Below are 21946 nucleotides of genomic sequence, written 5' to 3' on the forward strand. Positions count from 1 at the left end.
TCATTCTAATCAAGCAGTTAACAATACAATTCTCACTTCACAGTTTTTTTGTATAGAATTTCCTCCAGTGGAGCCCCTCCTTCGCAAAACTCCTCTATTTTTTTTTCTTGAGTCATTGCAAACCCCAGTGACTCGTAAAATACTCTGGCGCCATTATTCCTGGACAATACCCAAACGTAGACATATTTGAAGCCTGATTTCGATAACTCAGCAAAGGCTATCTGGCATAATTTTGTCCCTAATCCTTGTCGCCAATAAGCTGGGTGCAGATAAATAGCACTGATTTCACCGTCGTTATTATTTGGCTTGGCATCACGAAATACACACATACTCAGAAAGCCAACAATTTCATGCTCGACTTCCACCACCAGTATGTCTACCTTCTGTTTTATAAGAGCACGCCATTGCTCAGTTTTCTCTTTCAATGACAAACTGTTCAACACAGACGCAGGTATATACTCTTTGTAGGTTTCCTGCCAGGAACAGATGTGATTGCTAGCAATTGCCGCTGCATCTTGCAGCAATGCCTTCCGAATGGTTGTTGTTAATAACTTATCCACTTTATTTCTTCTACTAAAAGGAAGATTTTAGCATAACTACTCTGATTTTCTATGGCAGATTCAGGTATTATTATATTAAACGGCTCGAAGGGATAATTGGCTCTTGTGCTATTTTTAGTGAGTTAGCCCCAATAAAAAGGGCGCTCAGCGCCCTGTTTCTCTGGTTTTTGCTTAAAAACCTCTTTTATCCTGTTGTCCAGGTTTTTGTTGTTGTTGGTTTTTTCCAAATTGGCCTTGTTTTTGTTGTCCCGGTTGACTTGGAGCTTGTTTCGGTTGGCCTGGTTGATTGATACCCATATTTTGATGTTGACTTGGTTTATTCAAATCATCCTTGTTCATTTTTATCTCCTTTATGATAGGGGTATCTTTAAAAATAGACTAATTGGTCAATAATTGCAAAGCAATGCTGCTTGGAGATTTACTTAAACCATGCATGGGCAATTGGAGGTGTTTTAATCATGCGATCAGAATGGAATTCGAAATGGGAGTTTAACTGCAAACGGGAACTCAGGAATTCTCAGCACTCGCAAAGGAGCACATGAGATTCCTAAACTGTTAATAATCAAAAAGGCACGCCGATAAGATCAATTAGCATTTTCCATGAATTGGCGAATTTTTTTCATGGCATTTTTCTCAAGCTGGCGAACTCGTTCCGCTGAGACTCCATACTTGGCAGCCAAATCATGCAAAGTAGCTTTTTCATCAGCAAGCCAACGCTGCTGCAAAATATCCTGGCTGCGCTCATCCAATTGTTCCAAAGCCAGGAATAGCTGCTCACGTCCACGCTCTCCACTCACTTCCTGTTCAATTAAATAGGCAGGATCACTCATATTGTCATGAAGGAAATGAATCGGTGCTTTAAACCCTTCATCATCGTCGTCAGAAAGTGGAGCATCATAAGAGGCATCCATGGCATTAAGACGCTGCTCCATAACCAATACGTCTTCGCGGCTCACTCCCAAATCTTTCGCCACTGCATCAACTTCTTCGCGGCTAAACCAACCTAAACGATTTTTCATTTGGCGGAGATTAAAAAATAATTTTCTTTGGGCTTTGGTTGTTGCTACTTTCACAATGCGCCAATTGCGAAGAACAAATTCGTGTATTTCGGCCTTAATCCAGTGAACAGCAAAAGAAACCAAGCGCACGCCCAATTTGGGGTCAAAGCGTTTGACCGCTTTCATAAGTCCAATGTTGCCTTCTTGAATTAAGTCATTTAGAGGCAAGCCGTAACCTAAGTAGCCGCGTGCAACGCGTACCACATAGCGTAGGTGAGCTAAAACCAATTGGCGAGCGGCTTCTAAATCACCTTCATTTTGAAAGCGTTCAGCAAAACTATGCTCTTCTTCAGCAGATAAAATTGGTATTTGATTAACGCGATGAATATAGGCATCAAGGCTGCCAATGGGCAGATTGAGAGATGCCAGTTGTAACTGCTGATTCATATACATCCTCCAATTACTACCAAGATTATACTGAAACGTTGGTAAAAAACCTCCTGTAGTATATCTAATTATAGGGCTCAATAGAAGCAAGTTGTCGTTTAACGGACAATCTCGCCCCCAACCAGCCCAATAAAGTAGAGACTAAAACAAGAGAATAGGCTTGCCTTACAGATAATCCCATAATGGGATAATGCATCTGATAGGCCGCGGCTAATTGTTTAATGGCAACTGCAAAACTTAACATAAAAATGTTTACAAACAATACAGCCAAAATGGCACCCGCCAAGCTATACCAAATACCTGAATATAGAAAGGGTCGGGCAATAAAAGGGTCAGTTGCTCCTATTAATTTTAGCACCTGGATCTCCTCATGTCGATTGTGTATAGCGAGTCTGAGCGTGTTGCCAATGATTAACACAACAGCACTGGCTAATAGCGCCATGACAGCATGAGCGGCCTTATTGGCAAAGCCTAAAATAGCATGAAGACGACTTATCCATTCCATATCAAGCTTTGCCTGTTCAACTTGAGCTAAAGACTGCAACCGAGTATACAACTGCTGCACCTGAAATGGCTGGCTAAATCCTATCGCAGGAATTACTTCAATCACTGCAGGCAAAGGATTTTCAGGCAAATAACGCATGATATCGTGCATGCCTTCTTGCTGCTGAAGTTCCTTTAAACCTTCTTCAGCAGTTTTAAGGTTCACTTTTCCAACCCCTTCCATCGCTTGAATCTGAATAACAGCGGCATTTTGTTCCTGATTCGACAAAGACGTTTTCAAGTAAAGAGAAATATGGCCGCCTCTTTGCCAATTTTTCGTAATATTTTGCAGATTATCACTTAAAACCCAAAACAGCGCTGGCAGAGTTAAAGTAATAGCAATAACAACCACTGTCATCATCGTGGCCATTGGGTTACGGCAAAGAAAATTAAGGCTGTTGTTAGCCGCTTGCAAATGGTAGGAAGCCATGGCTCGAATCGTTTTTAACACATTCGACCTCCTTTGAGCATGAAAATACGATGTTTCATTCCAGCAATTAAAGCAAGATCATGAGTGGCGATGAGGATGCTAACCCCTACCTGATTAAATTGCTCAAACAATTTCATGATTTCAGTAGATAAACCTGGATCCAGGTTTCCGGTTGGTTCGTCAGCCAACAGCAAGGCAGGTTTGTGCACGACGGCACGGGCAATCCCCACCCGTTGCTGTTCGCCACCCGATAAATGCAGAGGCAGCATTTTTTCCTTATTGAGTAATCCTACCATGTCTAATGCGGCATGAACCCGTTTGCTAATCATGGCGGGGCTTACTCCTTGAATTTGCAAAGGAAGAGCCACGTTGTCGAAGATAGTACGGTCAGTCAACAGATTGGGGGATTGAAAGGTAATGCCGAGACTGGCTCGATAATCAGCTATTTCTTTTTTCTTAAGCTGATTGAGGCGAATTCCATTGACAACAATTTGCCCTGATGAAGGCGCTTCCAACATTGCGATGAGCTTAAGCAGTGTACTTTTCCCTGCGCCGGAATGACCAGTTAGAAAAGCCATTTCCCCCCTTTGCAATGAAAAATTAACCTGGCTTAGTGCTTCAAACCCTCCAGGATAGCGTTTAGTCACTTGATCAAAGTTAATCATTAAATATGGCTCTCACAAATTGTGAAGCATTGAAAGGACGAAGATCATCTATCCCTTCTCCAATCCCTAGATAACGGAATGGTATGCCTAGTTCATTAGCAATTGCAAACAGTATCCCTCCTCTTGCAGTACCATCCAGTTTCGTCATCATAATTCCCGTTAAACCAATCGCTTCATGGAATTGGCGGGCCTGATTCAAGGCATTCTGTCCGATGCTGGCATCCAAAACCAAAAGCACTTCATGAGGCGCTTTGGGATCCAATTTTTGCAGCACCCGCTTCACTTTTTTTAACTCTTCCATCAAGTTACCCTGGGTGTGAAGCCGCCCTGCGGTATCCGCTATTAACACATCAATTTTTCTGGACCTGGCGGCCTGCAAAGCATCGAAAATCACAGAAGCGCTATCGGCGCCAGTATGCTGGGCCACGACAGGAATTTGGTTGCGTTCACCCCAAACCTGGAGTTGTTCGACTGCGGCTGCACGAAAAGTATCGCCTGCAGCCAACATCACTTTTTTACCTTGCTGCTGAAATTGCTTGGCCATTTTACCAATGGATGTGGTTTTACCAGCACCATTAACACCCACCGTGAGGATCACAAAAGGAGAATGATCATCCGTTTCCGGATTCAATGGTTTTTCACAAGGCTTAAGCATATTCTCAAGACGCTCTTTTAAAGCATCGAAGACGGCATTGCCATCCGTTAACTTCTGCCTGGCCAAACCATCTATCAATTGTTTTAAGATCGTTTGCGACGTCTCAATTCCAAGGTCAGACCCTAAGAGTAAAATCTCAAGTTCCTCAAGAATGTTGCTGTCAATTTCCTTTTTACCCAGCAATAGCCGTCCAATGCCATCACCGAGCTGTTGGCGGGTCTTGGTTAAACCTCGTTTGAAGCGAGCAAAAAACCCTTGTTTTTCTGCATCTTGAGCAGATGCGGAAGAATTTTGCCCTTCAATTTCACCCATTTCTTCGGGTGTAGAAAGTGCTTCCGTTGATTCTGTAACGGAACCTGTTTCATGCTGATTTCGCTTAAACCATTTAATCATAAGTGTACAAAACAGAGGAAATATGAAATTCTATCACTTTTTTTGCGTCGGAGTTAATCCATGCGAATCGCTTTAATGCTCTTTTTAACAACGCTCTCCTTTCAAGCCTCAACTCAGGTCCGAGAATTTAGATTAGATAATGGTTTAAAAATTTTGGTGAAAGAAGATCATCGCGCTCCTGTTGCGGTTTCCATGATTTGGTATAACGTTGGCTCAGCCGATGAACCAGGCGGTTTAACCGGTGTTTCACATGCTTTAGAGCATGTGATGTTCAAAGGAACACAAAAATATCCTTTAGGCATTTTTTCGAAAACAATTGCTGAAGTTGGCGGTCAAGAAAACGCCTTTACCAATTTTGACTACACCACTTATTTTGAAAAAATTTCAGCTTCACAATTACCCATCGCCTTCGAACTAGAAGCCGATCGCATGCAAAATCTCCTCTTGGATAAAGAAGAATTTGCTAAAGAAATTCAAGTCATTCGGGAAGAACGACGCCTTCGAACCGATGACAATCCCCAGGCATTGACATTCGAACGCTATTTAGCCGCTGCTCATCTGACGAATCCCTATCATCATCCGGTTATTGGGTGGATGAGCGACCTGCAGCAAATGAGTGTTGATGATTTAAAAAATTGGTATCAAAATCATTACGCTCCCAACAACGCCACTTTAGTCGTTGCTGGCGACGTGGATGCTGAGAAAATTCACCAACTGGCCATTCAGTATTTTGGTTCTATAAAAAAACAGGCAAACTATATCCGCCGAGAGCAATTAGAGCCTCCTTCTTTGGGGCAAAAAACCGTTGAAGTTTATGCTCCAGCGAAAATTCCCATGCTCATGTTTGGATACACAGTTCCTTCAGTTAAAAGCAGCAAAAATAGTTGGGAGCCCTATGCACTAGAAGTGATTACTGGCCTTCTGGATGCAGGGGATAGCGCTCGCTTTGCTAAAAATCTGATTCGTGGCAATCATGTTGCAAGCGGAGTAGATGTCTATTATAACCTGTATTCCCGCTACGAAACTCAAATTGTTTTCTTCGGCACCCCATCACAATCCCACAACATCAATGATTTAAAAAATGCCATGTTGAAAGAAATCAATCGCTTAAAAACCGAATTGGTTAATCCAGAAGAATTGCAACGAATAAAAACCCAAATCATTGCTCAAAAAACCTTTGAAAAGGATTCTATATTTGGCCAAGCCATGGAATTAGGCATGTTAGAAACAATTGGACTTGGCTGGCAAACGGCAGAGGCTTATACCGATCGGATTAACAGCATCACGCCTCAGCAAATCCAGGAAGTTGCGCAACGTTACTTTAAAGAAATGGCAGAAACAGATGCTCTGTTGATCCCTGCCAATCGAGAGGAAAAAGCATGAAAACAATTTTAAGCCTTCTTACATCTCTAATCTTTTTTTCTCAAGTTGCGGATGCCAATTCCTTTAAAGTGCAACGTTGGCAAACAGCCAATGGCGCCAAAGTGGTATTTTATCAAGCCCTTGAAGTCCCAATGCTGGACATTAATATTGCGTTTGCAGCAGGTTCGGCCTATGACGGTCCGAAATTTGGCTTAAGCTCTCTTACGACGAATTTATTGAATCAAGGCAATGCAGGTGATGATGCGACTGTGATCGCTGAGAAATTAGCCAATATTGGCGCTCAATATCAGGGAGAAAGCAGCCGCGATATGGTTGTTCTAAGTTTAAAAACCTTAACGACTCAGGAAGCACTTAAACAAGCCGTTGGGGCATTTGGTTTAATCCTTAGCCAACCTGATTTCCCTGTTGAAGCCTTTCAAAGAGAAAAAAATCAACAATTACTGGCCATAGCCCAAACGCAAGAATCGCCAGACGACGTTGCCAATATAATTTTTTTTGAAAGATTGTATAAAGACCATCCCTATGGCCATCCTGTCATTGGACTCGAAGACACTGTAAAATCCCTTGAATTAACTGATGTCCGCCATTTTTACAAGCAATATTTTGTGGCTGCTAATGCCGTTATTGTTATGGTAGGCGCTATTGATGTCGAAAAAGCACATCAACTGGCTGAACAATTAACTCAGCCCCTGGCGCGAGGTCAAGCCGCTCCTGCAATTCCCAAAGCCCCTCAATTAAAGGCTGCCGATAAAATCACTGTGGATTTTCCCTCTTCCCAGACTATTTTACGCCTTGGGCAAGTAGGAATTGATCACCACTCTCCTGACTATTTTCCATTGACGGTGGGCAATTACATTTTGGGAGGAGGTGCACTGGTTTCAAGGTTAGCCAATGAAGTGCGTGAAAAAAGAGGACTAACCTATGGTGTTGTCAGCCAATTCATGCCGATGCCTGGGTATGGACCTTTTTTAATTAGCTTGTCGACTGTCAATCAACAAGCGCCTACTGCACTTAAAATTACTGAAGACACTTTAAAACAGTTCATTGCTGACGGTCCCAATGAAGCGGAGCTTATGGCGGCGAAAAAATATTTGACAGGCAGCTTCCCCTTGTCTTTATCAAGCAACAGCAGCATTGCATCCATGTTATTACGCATTGCCTTTTACAACCTGCCCGATGATTATCTGACTACTTATGTGGAGCGCATCAATGCAGTTAGCACTGCAGAAATCAAAGCTGCTTTCCAAAAGCAAATTAATTCAACCAAGATGCTCCTGGTTTCGGTGGGTAAATTGTGAAACAAACTGTCCGAATCATAGGAGGCCAATTTCGCGGGAAAAAACTGTCTTTTCCTGCAATTGAAGGCCTGCGCCCTACTCCTGATCGAGTTAAGGAAACTCTATTTAACTGGTTAATGAATGATATTCGAGGTGCCCGTTGTTTGGATGCTTTCGCTGGCAGCGGTGCACTTGGCTTTGAAGCATTTTCTCGAGGAGCCAGTCGGGTCGTGCTCGTCGAAGCCTCTAAAAAAGCCTATAGCAATTTGCAAACTATCGCTTCATCATTTAATTCTCCTGTCATTACTGTAATCAATGCTGATGCAGAATATTACCTTAAACATTGCAAGGAAGTGTTTGATATTATTTTTTTAGATCCGCCTTTTGCGAAGAATTATCAACTTCAATGTTTGGATATTTTAGCGCATTCAAATTTGCTGCCTCCTGGTGGCTTGGTTTATCTTGAATCACCTGATAAACTGCCAATTGATCCAGTACATTGGCAAGAAGAAAAATTAAAACAAGCAGGACAAGTAACTTATGGCCTTTATAAGAAGAACTAACATCCTATCCCGGCCTATCCTGTCCTTGACAAAGACAGAGGCTCCTGTTTCAATCTCAAGAGCTCAAAGGTTTACGAAAGTCCAAAATATGATCAATAAGTTGGTTGTACCGATTCTCGCTTCTGTGATTCTTGTTGGTTGTCGTGGAGCAACGATTTTCATGAAACCACCCGTTAATAATCCCAGCGATGATGCCACCATTAAACTAGCTCAAGCAGCCTCATCGGTTAGTGATTCCATGCTGGAAATTAAACGAATCGAGAAAGTTATTATTCCACAGGACAAAGACAACACCCTTACCATTCCCAATGCTTATAATTTACAAGCTCGAGCATCGGTGGATTGGTCAGGCCCAATTGAGGAAGTCACTTTGCGAGTTGCAAAAGCCGCCCATTTTCGGTTGCGAGTTTTAGGTAAAGAACCTGCCGTCCCTATTTTAATCAGCCTTAATGACAAGGATGTGAGCTTAGCTGAAATCCTGCGTGACATCGATTATCAAGCAGGGAAAAAAGCAAGCCTTTACGTTTATCCTAATAGTCAAGTTGTAGAATTACGCTATGCGAAAATATATTCCTAGTCTTTGCCTTTGCTTAATTATTTTATTAGTGGGCTGTCACAGAACCGTTATTGTTCCTGATACAGGCTCCCTTGCCGGTTTACAGGCCATGGCGAACACCAGTGGATCCAAATCACGAAGCAAAGCCAACATGGGCAAAATTCGTGAAATGGCGCTAAAAGAAACCGCCCTCAGTTTAGGGGCTCAAGCTGGTTTAGCGTGGAGAACCAAAATAATTGATGAGCATTTAAATCGTCAAGCGCGGAATTTAGATGCTATTTTTGATTTTAATTCACTCATTCTTGAACACAATATTCTGCCACCCGTGCTGCTTGAAGGGCGAAATACCTTTAATCTCGCCGATACCCAAACCATTCGAATTTCTGATCGCACTTACAAGGTTGCAAAACAAGCTCGATTTATAACGACACCTCCAAACTGGCGGCAATACTTATGGCTCGACTATAAAAAGCCAGATCCTCCCAACGTGACTTTGCTGCCTAAAACCAAACAAGAAAGAGCGTTGTGGTGCTTTTACGTGGAAAAGGGATGGAAAAACGGCATCGAACAGGCCGGGGTTATTCTTGAAGAAAGCATAGCTCGAATTAAAGAAGATTTTGCCGGTATGATTTTGTATCGTAAATTGCTGGCCATGAATATGGTTTCTCCACCGTTTGTTTCCCACACTGATTTGGGAGTTACCGGGGATTCATCCGAAATGCACATAGATGATCGTGTATTACGCATTACTGCTTTACCTGGACTTAATATAAATAGTAAAGAGTGGGTCGCTGCCGTAGCTAAAGATGAAGAGGCTTTGGAACGTTTCAAAAACATGGAAAAATTGGCACAAAGCACTAAAATTAGTATAACCAGTAAGGCATGGCAACCCGTCATTGCTCCCATTAACGACAAGCCACTCTCTTAAGAATACTAAGCTATGAGCAGTACAAATATTAATTTAATGCCCGATGAGCCGACGCGTTTTACCCCGGTATTTATGGATAAAATGCTTGAGCATGCAGAGGGCCTTAAAGCTTCTGACATTACCATTCAGACCGGTGAACCTATTTATGCCGAAGTCTATGGACGTTTGTACAAAATCACCAACCGCCGTCTTTCCAACACGGAGCTTGGCGATCTGATTAACTCCATTTATGGCCCTAATGCGACAACCCAGCTGCTTTCCGGTAAAGACATCGACACCCATTACGAATTTCGACCAAATCGCGGTGTGCGATATCGTTATCGTGTGAATGCTACATCTTGTCTCGTTGAAGGCCATGATGCAATTCAAATTACTTTAAGAACCATACCGACCACGCCACCAAAACTTGAAACCATGGGGTTGCCTGACAATATTCTTGAGGCCATAGCGCCACAAGAAGGCATTGTCTTTATTACGGGAGCTACCGGTTCCGGAAAATCGACGCTCCTGGCATCCATTATCCGTGAATTAATCGAGAAAGAAGATTCTCATCGTAAAGTACTTACTTATGAGGCACCAATCGAATTCGTGTATGACGAAATCGAAACCATCTCAGCGGTGGTCAGCCAATCCGAAATTCCCCGTCATTTACCAGACTTTGCCGATGGGGTAAGAAATGCCCTTCGACGTAAGCCAAGGTTAATTATGGTGGGCGAGTGTCGTGATGCCGAAACGATTAGTGCAGCACTTGAAGCCGCTTTAACGGGTCATCCTGTTTACACCACACTTCACACCTCAGGAGTGGCCGAAACCATGCGCCGCCTGGTTACATCCTTCGCGGGGGAAGAGCGTATCGGAAGAACCATTGATATTCTTGAAACCATTCGCCTGTGTATTTGGCAAAAACTGGTTCCCACTGTTGACGGTAAACGTGTGGCTTTACGTGAATACCTTGTTTTTGATGAGCAGGTTCGCGATGCCCTGTTGGAAGGTGATCCCAATGAAGTTACCTCCCTAACCCGAAAATTGGTCCGCGAACGGGGACAGCTTATGACTGTGGATGCCAGAAGCAAATTTGAGCAGGGACTCATTTCTGAAAGAACCTACAAGCTCATCATTGCCGGCACGAAAGAATACCAGCGATAAAGTACCTGATGCCGATAGCTAACAGGGATTTGGCTGTTGGTTTCATGTCAATTGTCCCCCACTTCCTCGGTGCTGAAAGGAATTACCTATGAATGCCCCATCGAGCCTAGGCTAGAATAAATATAAGGGATGTTTTTGGGAGAAGCTCATGAGCAGAAATGATTATCATGTTTTGCCAAATAGCCGTCTTGGGGGATGGGATGTGCGCAGGGAACATGGATTAAAGGCAAGTCGACATTTTGAGACTCAGGATAAAGCCATCGCTGCCGCAAGAAAAATGAGCCGAAGAGCAGGTACTGAGTTATTTATTCATGGCATGGATGGTGAGATTTTAAGGAAAGACAGTCACGGCCATGATCCTTTTCCACCTCGAGGTTAGCAATTCAACTCTGGCAGAACTGGCCTAATGTTACTGGCTGTCGGGCTTCATTTTTTTACTATTTTTACTGCCAAAGCATTTTCAGGAAACCCTGTTTGCTGTTTCATTTGGGACAGAGAGGTAAAAAAGTTAAAGGTCCATTTATTGTCTTGATAGCTAGAGCAAGCTTGGCCACTGGTTTTCCCTGCATCTCTTTCTAAAAAGAATTTTGTCGTAACACCTTCACTCCGGCCCTCAGCAATATTAACCAGGGCATGAATAGGGTTCGAAGCATCAGGCTTTAGCAGGCAAATACCCTCATTAAGCTGAATTGCATCAAAGTTGCAACTTAATATCTGGTAACGCCGGGCATTCCTTAAATTACCTATCGTGTGCTGTATGTCGGCTTGCTGAGTCCCCAATTCGACAGTCACTATCTGACTTTTTTTATCACAAGATAAATGGATGTCAGCAGCAGTTAACAGATCATCATTCTCGCAAATCACCTTCAATAATTTGTTTCTTTCAGTCTTCCAGTTAGATGGATTATTAATTTTAAGATTAATCTCATATACCACCTGCTTTTTAGACTCCGGCAAAAACTCGGATTGAAAGTCTTCAACTTCTGACTGCATGCTAATTACATGTTCGGCAGAAGCCAAGCAGGAAACTGGAAGTTTAGGTGCATTCTTTAGGCGAGAAAGAATATAGGCGTGACCATTTTTTTTTGCATGCACCATGGCGCGATTGGCGCGCACTTCGGAACCTGAAAAGCAATATACCGAATAACCTGATTCTCGAGTCGTACCATCTGGTGGCATATTTTTATGACTCTTCATGTGGGAGTCGATTTTCTTCTTGAGCTTAAAATTTTTAATTTCGTGAATTTTTTGCTTTTTTTCCTGATAATAATGGGTCTCTTGAACGTCTCTCAGCAATTCACACTTCTCTTTATACTTCTTGGGCATATATTTAGACTCTATGAACAAATTATGAGCAAATATAACTTATAAAGCTTAAGAGAGTCTTAAAAAAAAAAGGAGCAATCATGCTCCTTTTTCCATTTAGGCGTAGCAAGCATCAATCATCCGGTTTGCTAGGCGTGGAGTCTGTTCCAGTGCTTCCTTGACCTCCAATGCTAGGACCACCTTTCTTGAACAACCCTTTAACTTTGCCAACTGCTTTTTGGCCTCCGGCAGACAATTGAGAATCAATTTGTTGAGCAGCTTTTGAAGTGGAGTCACCACCGCCTTTCACCTGCCCTTTAACATCTTCACCCCACTGTGCAACCTCCTGTCCAGTGCTTTCAGCCTGACCACCAATCCAACGCAGCACTTTATCGGGAAGGACAGTAATTAAGGTAAATGATTTTTGCACAACGATTAGGTACATCGTTGTGTAAGTCAGAAGCGAGAAGAAGAAGCCATATATGCCTGCCCAGCCTGTATATCCTTGAGTCATGTTCATTTGACCTGCCTGATCAACCAGATTGGGTGCATTTTGAGCGTTCCAATTGGAGTTAAAGCTCCAATCGCCACCGCTGGTGTAGCTTCCTTGGATAAAGGCCATAGCATTGGAGAAGCCGGCGTTAATAATCCAAACCGATACGTAAGTCAAAGCAATCGCGGCAATATAGCCAATGATCATCATCGCAGGCCTTAAGAAGACATTAAACAAAATCATAATGGCTTGTTCACCCTTACCAAAAGCATCATGACCTTCAGGATGGGTTATTCCCAAGGCCACAATTGGCGCAGCTACCATGGCTTCAATCACGACCATTAACCAGGCAATGGCGCCGAATGTAAAGATCATATAAGGCAGGAATGGCACATAATAGGCCGTGATAAACCCAATACTTAACATGACTGACATCCAGGCAAACAACAGCGGGAAGGCCATTGCTATCAGTGCGAAAATGAATAGGCCAAACAATGGAATCAATGAGGTGGTTACGGCAACCGTGAGCAAGACAATCCATAGTTCATTGGCAAAGTTAATGTAGTTAACACCCATATTCGCCAAGGCAATAACTGGGTTCACCGATGGCTGTTGAATCATAGCTACCCCAGCCCGGAATGTTGCTGCAATTCCCAGTAATGGCACTGAAAGGAAGGTCATGATGACCGCATTGATAATTTGGGCGATCGCATTCAAGAAGAAGTTAAATATGTTTCGAATAATGAGGTTATAGAATACCTCTCCCATTAAGGAACCCAAACACATGTGGAAGAACATGATCTTCAATTCACCGCATGGGAAATCCTGGCTTGGCAATTGAAATTTGGATAAATCGATATTGATGTTAAATTTCATAGCAAATTGTGGAGGATTTTGCCCGGGTTGCCCAGGTAATTGAACCATCATAGAATTATGCAGGAAGCCATAGACGGTTGAAGAAGCCGCTCCTTTAGCAGCAGAAACATCTTGTCCGCCCGTATTAAGTCCGGCAATGTCTTTAGATGCTGGGAAGTTGACCCGTTCCTGGCCAACATTGGAGCCGTCTATTAAACCCACTACAGCATTAATGGGAGCAGGATCTCCTTGCATCCACTGGCACAAATAGTTGGGTGCAGATTGGCCTGGGGAGCAGGTATTGTTTGAAGCAAAACCACTGGTCACAGCGGGTAAAATCGTAGGGAAGATACTTTCACCCAAACCGGTTCCTGAGTCTGTTTTATCGGGATTAAGCATCGAGGTGGAATTAAGCTGAGCCAAGTTGAAGAAATAACTTCCAGCCAAAATCCAACCGTAATTGTTTGCATCCTGGATAAAGGCTCTTGCATCCTTGGCAGACTGACCTTTCTGGTCTTGCTCTAATAAATTGAGAGCAGGTAGTAAGATACCATTGTAATCAGCGATGGCTCCCTGGACCTCAGTTCCATTAAATAATGGTGATGAGTTGTTGGTACTATTTGGGTCGGAGCCCCAGTTGCTGCACTCACTTGTGTTTGCATTGTTACCATCGCAAATTTGTTGTGAGTTAGGGGTCAAGGGAACACCGAATTGCTGAACGGCATTTGACGAGAAGTATTTTTGGCTTCCATCGGAGCCACTTATAGGGGCTAGATTGTTATTTAGCAAGGGGTCATTATTAACCATAATTTGAGCAACACTGGATAAATCAATATACATTTGCTGTATACCAATGGCTCTGGACATTTGTGTGGTTTTTAGCTCATCTTTGGTTAGACTAACGTTTGAAAGATTGTCGGCTCCTGTAAATTTATTCCAATGCAATGAGCCACAAATACCATTAAGCGCACTATAAGGTTTGTCGCTTAGATTGGGCATGGGAACAGTAAAAGCGCTGTCCTTTTTATGATCATTCTCGTAAGCGACCACGTTTACGCTGCTTAGAAAATCAGGGACAGGGTTCTCGCAAAAATCTTTCATGGGGCCGGAGGGGGAGCCTGCGCAAGGTCCTGCATTGTTTTGCTGGAGATTTAAATAGCTTTGCCTTTGATTGTTAAGAGCCGTTTGCAAACCCAGCATACAAACTTGACCCGAAAGAATGATTTCAGCGCCAGTAGCTACCTCGTTATTGCTTCCAGCTAATAACGACTTTGTCGGACTCATTTGGGTTTGGATAATGGCTCCACCACGGTTTAAATAGCTCAACGCGGCTTGCCACACTTTGTCTGCGGCACCAACCCCCTGGACGACAATCCACATAACAAAAATCTGCATTACACAATACCCGCTGGCCTTGGGTATCATTAAGGTAAGGCCTAGGACGGAGCGCATAGGTACCCAAATAGAAGACCATTTTTGCCCAAGCATTTGGCCTTCATGTGCAGTATTCATCGTAGACACCATTAGAGTGTACATGATGATAATACCGCCAATGGCAAGAACGGCCGCATTAAACACCCCAAACATGGTGCCCATAATCTGGCTTCCGGTACCATGCAAAACCCCATCCACGATACCAAAAATATTGCCAAGAAATATAACCGAGTAATCACTTGGCGGTGGTGAAAAATTCAAGGTTGTACCGTTGTCAGCTGCAAGAACCAAAGTTGGAACGAGCAAACCCAGTAAAATCAAAGCTATTTTATTCATCATTTTTCACCTTTCAGACCTTGTCTGTACCACTCACTAAAAGTGCACCCTAACTTCCTTGCTTTGATTTGGTAATACCAGAAGTGATAACGAAAAGATAAGACCAGAGCAATCATTACCAGAACCAGACTGACTAGGACCGCTCGATAGCCACCAAAATACAGATGATAAATGGCATAACCCAAGATAAATATAGCAGCAGTCAGCATCAACATACTTAGACGATACAAAGCTGAAGCTTTGTTCTTAAGATCGTCCTCGCTTAAGTTCATTCTGGTCATTGCAGCCTCAAAGGATTCCTCTGCTCCGTGCTGTTGAGGCACAAACATTCTTTGGAAACCACCTACAATATAAGAGGTAAAAGATCGCACACGATCATAGTCCGACCATGCACGTACATTTATAATTTGTTTGAGGGTTCTGGCCAAGCGAGTGCTTCTTTTAATTTTCATAAAATTTACTGTTTGCTAATGGACTTTTACTCTTCATACTATACTATAGTAGTTACAACATTCGCAGTCCAACTAACGAGTTTCACCGTAAAAAAAGAGTAAAAAATGCCCGATCTTAGTCATGAAGCCTCTTCCAGATATTGGTACGAATACGTTGACCCCATGATTTATCGAGTCATCACATTTATGGAAAGTGTTGAAGACTGGACTCTCGACGGAAATCCCGAATTAGAAGAAGCCATAAACCGCTTAGGTAAAGAACTGGATGACATCGAAAAAATCGACATGAGTGCTCTGGGTCAAGAAGATTTGTTTATCCGTCTTGTTGGAAATATTAAGTCCGGCCGTGGCTTACGTCTTTTACAAGCCATTGATACCGTCCATCCAGGCAGTGCTTCCCGCATTCTCATTCACGCTGAAGAAACCAGTGCCGGCAGTCATGACCCGGCTGGATTTTTTCTAAAAAGAAATATAGTTTTTGAACGTTTACGCTTACTCGCCCGTGTGTTTTCCGAGTATCGCTTAAGATTAGTTGCTCGTGCTCTTGAAGGGGAAGAATGATGAAATTACCTAGTTGTCGCCTAGTATTACCGGGTTTATTGCTACTTGCCAGCTCATCGACCTTTGCTTCTGACGGGTCGGGCTCATCAACCGACAACTCGATGGATACGCTGAAAAATTATGTTTTGAATTTAGGACAATATTTGGGCTACGATTTAACCACCAGTCCAAGCCAACAGCAAACACCAGTGAGTGAGGCCATTCTGCAGGTGACGTCCAATGCCATTCAGCAAATATTGTTGCCATCCTTGCAAACTGTTTTTGGTGCCCTTCCAGTTACAACTGCAGGCATTGCGAATATTGCCAGCGGAACTGAAGCTCCCTCCATTTTTGTGCCCGGGAATACACCTTATGCAGAACTTAATAATTCTGCAAATAGCACCTTTAATTCATCTCGGTATTCAAGCCCATCCAGTGGATTAATTTCCGTATCCCCCTTAATTGATCAACCTGGCTCTGGAGGTGGCGGTTTTCAAAATGATCCAGTAAGTCAGGCTATTGCCAACATTTTGACTACCCCGGATTACAGCTACTGCCTGGATAATGCCGGGACGAGCTTTGTCGAATGTACTTATCCTTCAGGAATAAAAAATGAAAATCAGGTCATGCTTAACATTATCGGCGCAATTCCTGACCCACAAACATTTTTTTCTCCTTCTTACAATCAGCCCTGGATAGCCCAGCTGAATGGCAATAGTTTGATTGCACCTCTGATGTATGACACAACCTCTTCAGGAGCGAGCAATCAAGGATCTCCTTTTGTAAACACGGGGGTTGGCATTTCAGGTCAACAAACCGCAGCGGGTCCCTTACAATCGCAAAATGCCGCACAGCAAGCCCAAAATTTCATTCGCTATGCAACAGGCTCCGTAACACCCTTGGCATTACCAAGCCGCAATGCTTATAACCAAATCTATGCACAAACTTTGTCTAAAAATCCCTTACAAAAGTGGCAAGCCCAATCGCTTCTTGCCAATTATTTAGCCAATCTACGAGTCTATGCCGCTCAAGCCTCTGTAGGAGTCAGTAACCTTTACTATATTCTCTCCAAGAGAATGCCCCAGCCGGTTATTGGTCAGCAGGGTTCAAGTGGAGCGACTTCAAACACCACCAGCCAGGCCTTAAGCGAGTATCAAATGGCTACCTGGAGATTGTTTAGTCCTAGCCAAAATGGCCAGCAAGGAACACCTTGGTTAAGTAGTTTAAATCAAGCCTCAGCTGCAACCATGCAAAAAGAGATCGCTGTGTTGCTTGCCGAAATTAACTATCAACTTTATCTGAACCGACAGCAAGAAGAGCGAATTCTTTTAACCAACAGCATGCTATTGCTGCAAAAAGTCAGAGAATCTCAACCCTCCGGGCAATTAACTGCCGCAACCCCTGCCCAAACTCAATAGCTTTTCTTAATTTGAATGATGAGCAGCGTGTAATCATGCTGCTCTCATACACTGGTTTTATAAGTCTAAATGAATGTAATTGCAGCTTAAGAAGCAAAACAATGGCCTAATTCCTTGCAATTACTGCCGCTTGTGTTTCGCCAAGGCTTGATTTTCAGGATTAAAGAGTTTTTAACATATCGCAATCTTTAACCCATTGAGGATATAATCTTAGTTTGACCTGCATAAGCGAAGGAAGCAGCTATGCTTAAACGCGATATCTCCCGTACTAATGTATTAATTGCCGCGGCTGGAGGCATGATTGGTTCTGGCTGGCTTTTTAGTCCTTTTATCAGCGCTCAAATGGCAGGCAGCAATGCCTTAATGAGTTGGCTTATTGCCGCATTGTTCATGTTATTTATTGCGTTGCCTTTATGTGAGTTAGGAGCCATGTTCCCAATCTCTGGCGGCATGACCAATTATCCCAGTTTTACTCATGGAAATGACGTTGGCTTTTTATTCGCATGGACTTCTTGGCTTTCTTATGTGGTGATGACCCCTATTGAAATTCAAGCTATTTTGCAGTATTCCAGCCACCTTTTTCCTATATTGCTGGTCAAAAATAGCAACAGCTTCACTTTATCGGCAACTGGTTATATAGCTGCAATAGGTATCATGTTTTTTGTGGTTTTACTAAATTCCTATGGCATTAAAATGCTTGCCGAATGCAATAAATTTGCAAGCATCATTAAATTTTTGGTTCCAAGCATTGCCATTATAGCTCTTCTTTCGACAACCTCCTCCATGCAAAATGTTCATCTTAAACTCAACACAACTCAGGCTTGGGTACAAATTTTTACGGCTTTGTCTACGGGAGGAATTGCCTTTGCTTTCACGGGTTTTCAGAATGGTTTAATGCTAGCAGGGGAGGTTCAAAATCCCCAACGTAACATTCCAATTGCCATCCTGGGAGCTGTGCTCGTAGGCTTTTTATTGTACTTCATGTTGCAATTGAGTTTTTTAGCCGCTATTCCCTCGGATTATTTGGCAAATGGTTGGCAAAACTTAAGTTTCCCTGGAGACAGCGGCCCACTGGTAGGCTTAACACTCTTGATAGGGCTTGGTTTTGTGGCCATGTTGTTGATGTTTGATGCGGCATTCTCTCCATTTGGAACAACCTTGGTTTATACTGCAGCCACCTCTCGTATTCTCTATGGTATGGCTTTAAATAAACATTTACCAAATTTATTCCTAAAACTCAATAAGCATAAAATTCCTTATATTACCCTCTATGTCAATTTTTTAGTAGGAAGCTTGTCCTTTCTTCCCTTCCCCGGTTGGCAAAAAATGGTGGCTTTTCTGTCTTCCTGCAGCATTTTATCTTACGGGATTGGTCCTATTTGCCTTCTAGCCATGCGAAAACTACAACCCCATCGGCATCGCCCTTTTAAACTATGGGCAAGTCTTTTCTTCAGTCATGTTGCATTTTACGTTTGCAACTTGATGCTGTACTGGTGTGGGTTTGATATCCTTTGGAAGCTGGATTTGGCACTTTTCCTTGGCTTTGTGATCTATATAATTTATCAGCGGCGTCGAATCACTGAATGCAGCCGCAGTCTGTTCTGGTTTGCTTTCTATATGGTTGCCATGCTTGCCGTTTCTTACTTTGGTTCATTTGGAGGACGGGGGCAACTGCAATTCCCCTTAGACATCATTCTTATCTTGCCGTTGAGCATACTTGTACTGCAATTATCTCAGTACGTGCTCGTTGATGAAAAATCTCACCATGAATTAACGGCATCAATGGAGCTTGCGGAGGCAGAGTAAGTTGTCTGGCCAGCCCCTATGTGAGGGTTGCATTCTGCTTCTTTAAAAAGCTATGCTTATAATATGAATGGTCTTTAAGAAAAAGGAGGTTTTCCATGGCTAGCGTGGTCACTCGCACTGTCAGTGCCATTTTCAGCAGTGAAAGCGTCCTCGAGGTTGTCATTAACAAATTGACAGAAACAACAGTTGCTCGCCATGACATTAGCATCCAAGGTCCACCTGAAAAGATGGAACAAACCTTCGGAAAACCTTACGTAAGGCCTGACGCCATTCAAAAGAGCGCAAATCCTCCCAAAAAAGAGCATTTTTTAAGAGATGATTTTGGTTGGGTTGTGGGATTTTCTTTTGGCATACCGGTGTTCATCTGCGTCGTGGTCGCCGTTTTTTTGATAGGGGATGTCCGCTCTCCCTCTGACAATATTTTCTACGGTGTTTTAGGGGGCATTGTTGGTGCTATTGTGGGCGCTTTCTTGGCCAAATTTATAAAGAAACACCAAATTGAGCAGGTTCGAAAACAAGAGCGTGCAGGCGGATTTGTCATTTGGGTGACAGTAAGTACTGACGAACAAATCAATGAAGTGGTAAACATTCTTAATGCTTGTCACGCACGAGAAATTAAAGTCAGCTAAGCTTATGTCTAGTGAACATATACCTGTTTGTCCTCTTGGAGCTCATATAACTCAATGTCTTTTTGCAATTTAAAAAATCTTTGGCTAATTGTTGAAAAAGCTTCATGTACATTTTTTTCTTTAATCATTAAGTTAGCAGGCACTGTCTTGTTATTAACAGTTTTTTGTAATTCATCAAGCATGTCATCATATAATGTCTGCGGTAACTGCGAATTAAATCCTGTAAGCGCTTGTTTGCATGAATGTTCGGTTTGACTCATAAATTGCTCCAATTGTTTTCGCAATGCTTTTGCCTCATCCACGAGTTTTACAGATTCTGTCATAAAACAAGCGAACAACAAGGAAAGCAATTTACAAATGACAACCCAAAATTGATTGTGAACAGCGAGAAACTCTTCAATCCCAATCTTAAGAGCCATCATTTCTTTCAATTGCGCCTGCTTTTGCACAGCAATCTGACTTAATTGTTTAAAATGCTCCAGGCCCTTTCTCATTTCGTTTAGAGATGCAGCCAAATTATCGCATTCTTCAGTGGATAACTGCATAAGCATAGCCTCAACTTCGACTTGTCCCGGAAACAAGGCTTGGGTTAGGTACTTAACCTCTTCTAAGCTTGAACTCATTTGTTCGTTCGTTGTTTGGATGTTTTTTTCAGCAATTTCCCTAAAATGTGCTTTGCATTGACTATCCCATGTGGCTGGAGAAATGCTACTCATTTTATCTTGCCAATCCTTTGGCGTTGTCAGACGGAAAGCGGTCGTTGGTAATGCAAATACATAACTGGCCAAATACCTTACGGAAGAAGAGAGTTGTTGGTATTTGTCAGGATTTTTTAATATATCTATGTTTTGCATCAAAGCGGCTTTCGTTTCGCCATCCAAACCTTGTAAAAAACAACTGAACATGTCTCTGTGCGCATCGACAAATTCCAAAAAATAAAGTCTGCCTGTGATTTGTTGCTCATTCCAGCGAAAAGCTTCCAAAAGTACCTTGGCAACCCTAAGTTGCACCGAAAGAAGCTGATTTTGTTTGATTTTTAAAATAACGAAAGCCATTTGCGTCAAAGCAGAATGCAATTTTTCTATTTTTTCACTAATTGTATTTCCGTGATGTTCTGGAGCACTAAGGACTCGTCTGCAGCAACCAATTAAGTACTGAAAAACAGTGCTTGGCTCGGGAGATGAAGAATTCTTCTCCAATTTCTTTAACTGATTTTCCGTGTGTTCCAGTAATGCTTGTAAGGAAGCTTCCAAAGGGGGTAAATTGACAAGGCTGCCAGCTAAGCTGCGCTTAAAGCTATCCAACCCCTTTAGAGTAAGATTGAACAGTTTTAAAAACAAATAAATCGTGAAACAAAGGGTTTGCACTTCAGCAGGATTATTACGATTATTTGTACACTGAGAAAGCCAAAGATTGGAATTGAATAATAAATTATTTAATTTTTTCTGAGTCTCGGAGGTAGCGTTTATAAATAGGCTCTCTAAATCCCTAGAAACATTGTTTAATAGCTCTCGCTCATTTAGCTGTTCTTCTTGTAGATTTTCCAAATACATGTCAACGCTTAGCTTGACATAGGCTACAATTCCATAATTGCGCTTGCCATATTGATCAAGTTTTTTATATAACTCGGAGTGCGAGTCTTGCAAATCTTCAGCCATTTGTTTTAAATTGGGATTGCTTGCCATGTAATTGGCAATCTCGAACACTGTTTTGAGAATGGCCTCCTCTTTTTCACTTTTGTTCAAACGCCAATTTTGAAAGTAAACTGCATATTTCTCGCTCTTTTCTATCACATCAAACTCCTATTACTAACGTTCAATCCCTGCTGTATTTCACTGATAAAAGTGGTTGAGCATTACAGTATCGTTTTAGGTTTGCTCTGTCATTTTTGGATTAGTTTGCGTTGAAGATCAAGAGATGAATGTTGCAAGAGAAATTATACAAAAAAAAGATAGCATTCCTGTCTCAGTTCGTATTACAAAGTGGATGCCTCTTGAGATGCTTTAGGCTTCTTAATGAAATTTAAGCTTGCACACCGCATCTGCAGTCTGGCTTCCTTGAGGAATTCTGTTAGCCGGACAAGAATACTATCTATGATTAAAAAATAACCCATTGCTGGATGAAAGGCAAATGT

Annotated in this window: 21 protein-coding genes and 1 other RNA gene; 11 read left to right on the forward strand and 11 right to left on the reverse strand. The window is 42.4% G+C overall.

The genetic code is table 11. From position 1 onward, the window contains the following. Positions 1 to 32: 32 nt before the first annotated feature. The 6 genes from EL203_RS11415 to ftsY all read right to left on the reverse strand — a co-directional run bounded on the left by EL203_RS11415 (position 33) and on the right by ftsY (position 4610). Complete coding sequence (locus EL203_RS11415; protein ID WP_058471251.1) at positions 33 to 560, reverse strand: GNAT family N-acetyltransferase; 528 nt, start codon at positions 558 to 560, stop codon at positions 33 to 35. Positions 561 to 731: 171 nt separating this feature from the next. Beyond that, positions 732 to 899 carry a hypothetical protein gene (locus EL203_RS14440; protein WP_156413826.1) on the reverse strand — a complete coding sequence of 56 codons (168 nt, stop codon included), beginning with the start codon at positions 897 to 899 and terminating at the stop codon, positions 732 to 734. 245 nt (positions 900 to 1144) lie between these two features. Beyond that, complete coding sequence (rpoH, locus tag EL203_RS11420) at positions 1145 to 2005, reverse strand: RNA polymerase sigma factor RpoH (RefSeq protein WP_058471252.1); 861 nt, start codon at positions 2003 to 2005, stop codon at positions 1145 to 1147. 64 nt (positions 2006 to 2069) lie between these two features. Continuing rightward, on the reverse strand, positions 2070 to 2999 hold the full coding sequence (ftsX, locus tag EL203_RS11425; RefSeq protein ID WP_058471253.1) for a permease-like cell division protein FtsX: 930 nt from the start codon (positions 2997 to 2999) through the stop codon (positions 2070 to 2072). Continuing rightward, positions 2993 to 3643: a cell division ATP-binding protein FtsE gene (ftsE, locus tag EL203_RS11430; protein ID WP_058471254.1), complete on the reverse strand. Its 651-nt coding sequence runs from the start codon at positions 3641 to 3643 to the stop codon at positions 2993 to 2995. Before ftsE ends, ftsX begins: the two co-directional genes overlap by 7 nt. After that, complete coding sequence (gene ftsY, locus EL203_RS11435) at positions 3636 to 4610, reverse strand: signal recognition particle-docking protein FtsY (RefSeq protein ID WP_375232609.1); 975 nt, start codon at positions 4608 to 4610, stop codon at positions 3636 to 3638. Before ftsY ends, ftsE begins: the two co-directional genes overlap by 8 nt. A 141-nt stretch (positions 4611 to 4751) precedes the next feature. On the opposite strand from ftsY, the gene EL203_RS11440 reads away from it, so the two are divergent. The 7 genes from EL203_RS11440 (at position 4752) to EL203_RS11470 (ending at position 10923) form a co-directional block, all read left to right on the forward strand. Next, entirely contained in the window at positions 4752 to 6074 is a 1323-nt protein-coding gene (locus tag EL203_RS11440) for a M16 family metallopeptidase (RefSeq protein WP_058471256.1), read from the forward strand. Continuing rightward, entirely contained in the window at positions 6071 to 7372 is a 1302-nt protein-coding gene (locus EL203_RS11445; protein ID WP_058471257.1) for a M16 family metallopeptidase, read from the forward strand. The genes EL203_RS11440 and EL203_RS11445 overlap by 4 nt, the downstream gene beginning before the upstream one ends. Next, entirely contained in the window at positions 7369 to 7914 is a 546-nt protein-coding gene (gene rsmD, locus EL203_RS11450; protein WP_058471258.1) for a 16S rRNA (guanine(966)-N(2))-methyltransferase RsmD, read from the forward strand. Before EL203_RS11445 ends, rsmD begins: the two co-directional genes overlap by 4 nt. Before the next feature lie 88 nt (positions 7915 to 8002). Further along, a complete protein-coding gene (dotD, locus tag EL203_RS11455) occupies positions 8003 to 8491 on the forward strand; it encodes a type IVB secretion system lipoprotein DotD (protein WP_058471259.1) in 489 nt (162 codons plus the stop codon). Beyond that, positions 8472 to 9398, forward strand: coding sequence for a type IV secretion system DotC family protein (locus tag EL203_RS11460; RefSeq protein WP_058471260.1), 927 nt, complete (start codon positions 8472 to 8474; stop codon positions 9396 to 9398). The genes dotD and EL203_RS11460 overlap by 20 nt, the downstream gene beginning before the upstream one ends. 12 nt (positions 9399 to 9410) lie before the next feature. Continuing rightward, complete coding sequence (dotB, locus tag EL203_RS11465) at positions 9411 to 10544, forward strand: Dot/Icm type IV secretion system ATPase DotB (protein WP_122224873.1); 1134 nt, start codon at positions 9411 to 9413, stop codon at positions 10542 to 10544. Positions 10545 to 10692: 148 nt separating this feature from the next. After that, on the forward strand, positions 10693 to 10923 hold the full coding sequence (locus tag EL203_RS11470; protein ID WP_058471262.1) for a DUF2188 domain-containing protein: 231 nt from the start codon (positions 10693 to 10695) through the stop codon (positions 10921 to 10923). A gap of 47 nt (positions 10924 to 10970) precedes the next feature. On the opposite strand, the gene EL203_RS11475 is transcribed toward EL203_RS11470, so the two are convergent. From EL203_RS11475 to icmV, 3 genes are all read right to left on the reverse strand, one after another. After that, positions 10971 to 11870: a hypothetical protein gene (locus EL203_RS11475; protein WP_058471263.1), complete on the reverse strand. Its 900-nt coding sequence runs from the start codon at positions 11868 to 11870 to the stop codon at positions 10971 to 10973. Positions 11871 to 11982: 112 nt separating this feature from the next. Then, the gene (dotA, locus tag EL203_RS11480; RefSeq protein WP_058471264.1) at positions 11983 to 14967 is read right to left on the reverse strand and encodes a type IVB secretion system protein DotA; all 2985 of its coding nucleotides are present in this window, start codon (positions 14965 to 14967) and stop codon (positions 11983 to 11985) included. Continuing rightward, positions 14967 to 15419: a type IVB secretion system protein IcmV gene (gene icmV / locus EL203_RS11485; RefSeq protein ID WP_058471265.1), complete on the reverse strand. Its 453-nt coding sequence runs from the start codon at positions 15417 to 15419 to the stop codon at positions 14967 to 14969. Before icmV ends, dotA begins: the two co-directional genes overlap by 1 nt. Before the next feature lie 105 nt (positions 15420 to 15524). On the opposite strand from icmV, the gene icmW reads away from it, so the two are divergent. From icmW to EL203_RS11505, 4 genes are all read left to right on the forward strand, one after another. Further along, positions 15525 to 15980 (forward strand): type IVB secretion system protein IcmW, encoded by a 456-nt coding sequence (icmW, locus tag EL203_RS11490; RefSeq protein ID WP_058471266.1) that lies wholly within the window; start codon positions 15525 to 15527, stop codon positions 15978 to 15980. Beyond that, complete coding sequence (icmX, locus tag EL203_RS11495) at positions 15977 to 17377, forward strand: type IVB secretion system protein IcmX (protein WP_126320121.1); 1401 nt, start codon at positions 15977 to 15979, stop codon at positions 17375 to 17377. The genes icmW and icmX overlap by 4 nt, the downstream gene beginning before the upstream one ends. Before the next feature lie 243 nt (positions 17378 to 17620). After that, on the forward strand, positions 17621 to 19183 hold the full coding sequence (locus tag EL203_RS11500) for an APC family permease (protein ID WP_058471268.1): 1563 nt from the start codon (positions 17621 to 17623) through the stop codon (positions 19181 to 19183). Positions 19184 to 19278: 95 nt separating this feature from the next. Next, positions 19279 to 19812: a hypothetical protein gene (locus EL203_RS11505; protein WP_058471269.1), complete on the forward strand. Its 534-nt coding sequence runs from the start codon at positions 19279 to 19281 to the stop codon at positions 19810 to 19812. 8 nt (positions 19813 to 19820) lie between these two features. Here the strand turns inward: EL203_RS11505 and EL203_RS11510 are convergent, their stop codons facing one another. Continuing rightward, a complete protein-coding gene (locus EL203_RS11510) occupies positions 19821 to 21605 on the reverse strand; it encodes a hypothetical protein (RefSeq protein WP_058471270.1) in 1785 nt (594 codons plus the stop codon). A 140-nt stretch (positions 21606 to 21745) separates the two neighbouring features. Next, a non-coding RNA gene (gene ssrS / locus EL203_RS11515) (6S RNA) lies at positions 21746 to 21919 on the reverse strand. Between the last annotated feature and the right edge of the window lie 27 nt (positions 21920 to 21946).

This window comes from Legionella jordanis (assembly GCF_900637635.1).
Lineage (GTDB): Bacteria > Pseudomonadota > Gammaproteobacteria > Legionellales > Legionellaceae > Tatlockia > Tatlockia jordanis.

Bases quoted from the DNA above. Each gene is read 5' to 3' on its own strand.
- icmV (WP_058471265.1), bottom strand. From the start codon at position 15,419: ATGAAAATTAAAAGAAGCACTCGCTTGGCCAGAACCCTCAAACAAATT.
- EL203_RS11500 (WP_058471268.1), top strand. From the start codon at position 17,621: ATGCTTAAACGCGATATCTCCCGTACTAATGTATTAATTGCCGCGGCT.
- EL203_RS11440 (WP_058471256.1), top strand. From the start codon at position 4,752: ATGCGAATCGCTTTAATGCTCTTTTTAACAACGCTCTCCTTTCAAGCC.
- EL203_RS11460 (WP_058471260.1), top strand. From the start codon at position 8,472: ATGCGAAAATATATTCCTAGTCTTTGCCTTTGCTTAATTATTTTATTA.
- EL203_RS11475 (WP_058471263.1), bottom strand. From the start codon at position 11,870: ATGCCCAAGAAGTATAAAGAGAAGTGTGAATTGCTGAGAGACGTTCAA.
- ftsY (WP_375232609.1), bottom strand. From the start codon at position 4,610: ATGGGTGAAATTGAAGGGCAAAATTCTTCCGCATCTGCTCAAGATGCA.
- dotB (WP_122224873.1), top strand. From the start codon at position 9,411: ATGAGCAGTACAAATATTAATTTAATGCCCGATGAGCCGACGCGTTTT.
- dotA (WP_058471264.1), bottom strand. From the start codon at position 14,967: ATGAATAAAATAGCTTTGATTTTACTGGGTTTGCTCGTTCCAACTTTG.
- EL203_RS11505 (WP_058471269.1), top strand. From the start codon at position 19,279: ATGGCTAGCGTGGTCACTCGCACTGTCAGTGCCATTTTCAGCAGTGAA.
- EL203_RS11470 (WP_058471262.1), top strand. From the start codon at position 10,693: ATGAGCAGAAATGATTATCATGTTTTGCCAAATAGCCGTCTTGGGGGA.
- EL203_RS11445 (WP_058471257.1), top strand. From the start codon at position 6,071: ATGAAAACAATTTTAAGCCTTCTTACATCTCTAATCTTTTTTTCTCAA.
- icmW (WP_058471266.1), top strand. From the start codon at position 15,525: ATGCCCGATCTTAGTCATGAAGCCTCTTCCAGATATTGGTACGAATAC.
- dotD (WP_058471259.1), top strand. From the start codon at position 8,003: ATGATCAATAAGTTGGTTGTACCGATTCTCGCTTCTGTGATTCTTGTT.
- rpoH (WP_058471252.1), bottom strand. From the start codon at position 2,005: ATGAATCAGCAGTTACAACTGGCATCTCTCAATCTGCCCATTGGCAGC.
- icmX (WP_126320121.1), top strand. From the start codon at position 15,977: ATGATGAAATTACCTAGTTGTCGCCTAGTATTACCGGGTTTATTGCTA.
- EL203_RS14440 (WP_156413826.1), bottom strand. From the start codon at position 899: ATGAACAAGGATGATTTGAATAAACCAAGTCAACATCAAAATATGGGT.
- ftsE (WP_058471254.1), bottom strand. From the start codon at position 3,643: ATGATTAACTTTGATCAAGTGACTAAACGCTATCCTGGAGGGTTTGAA.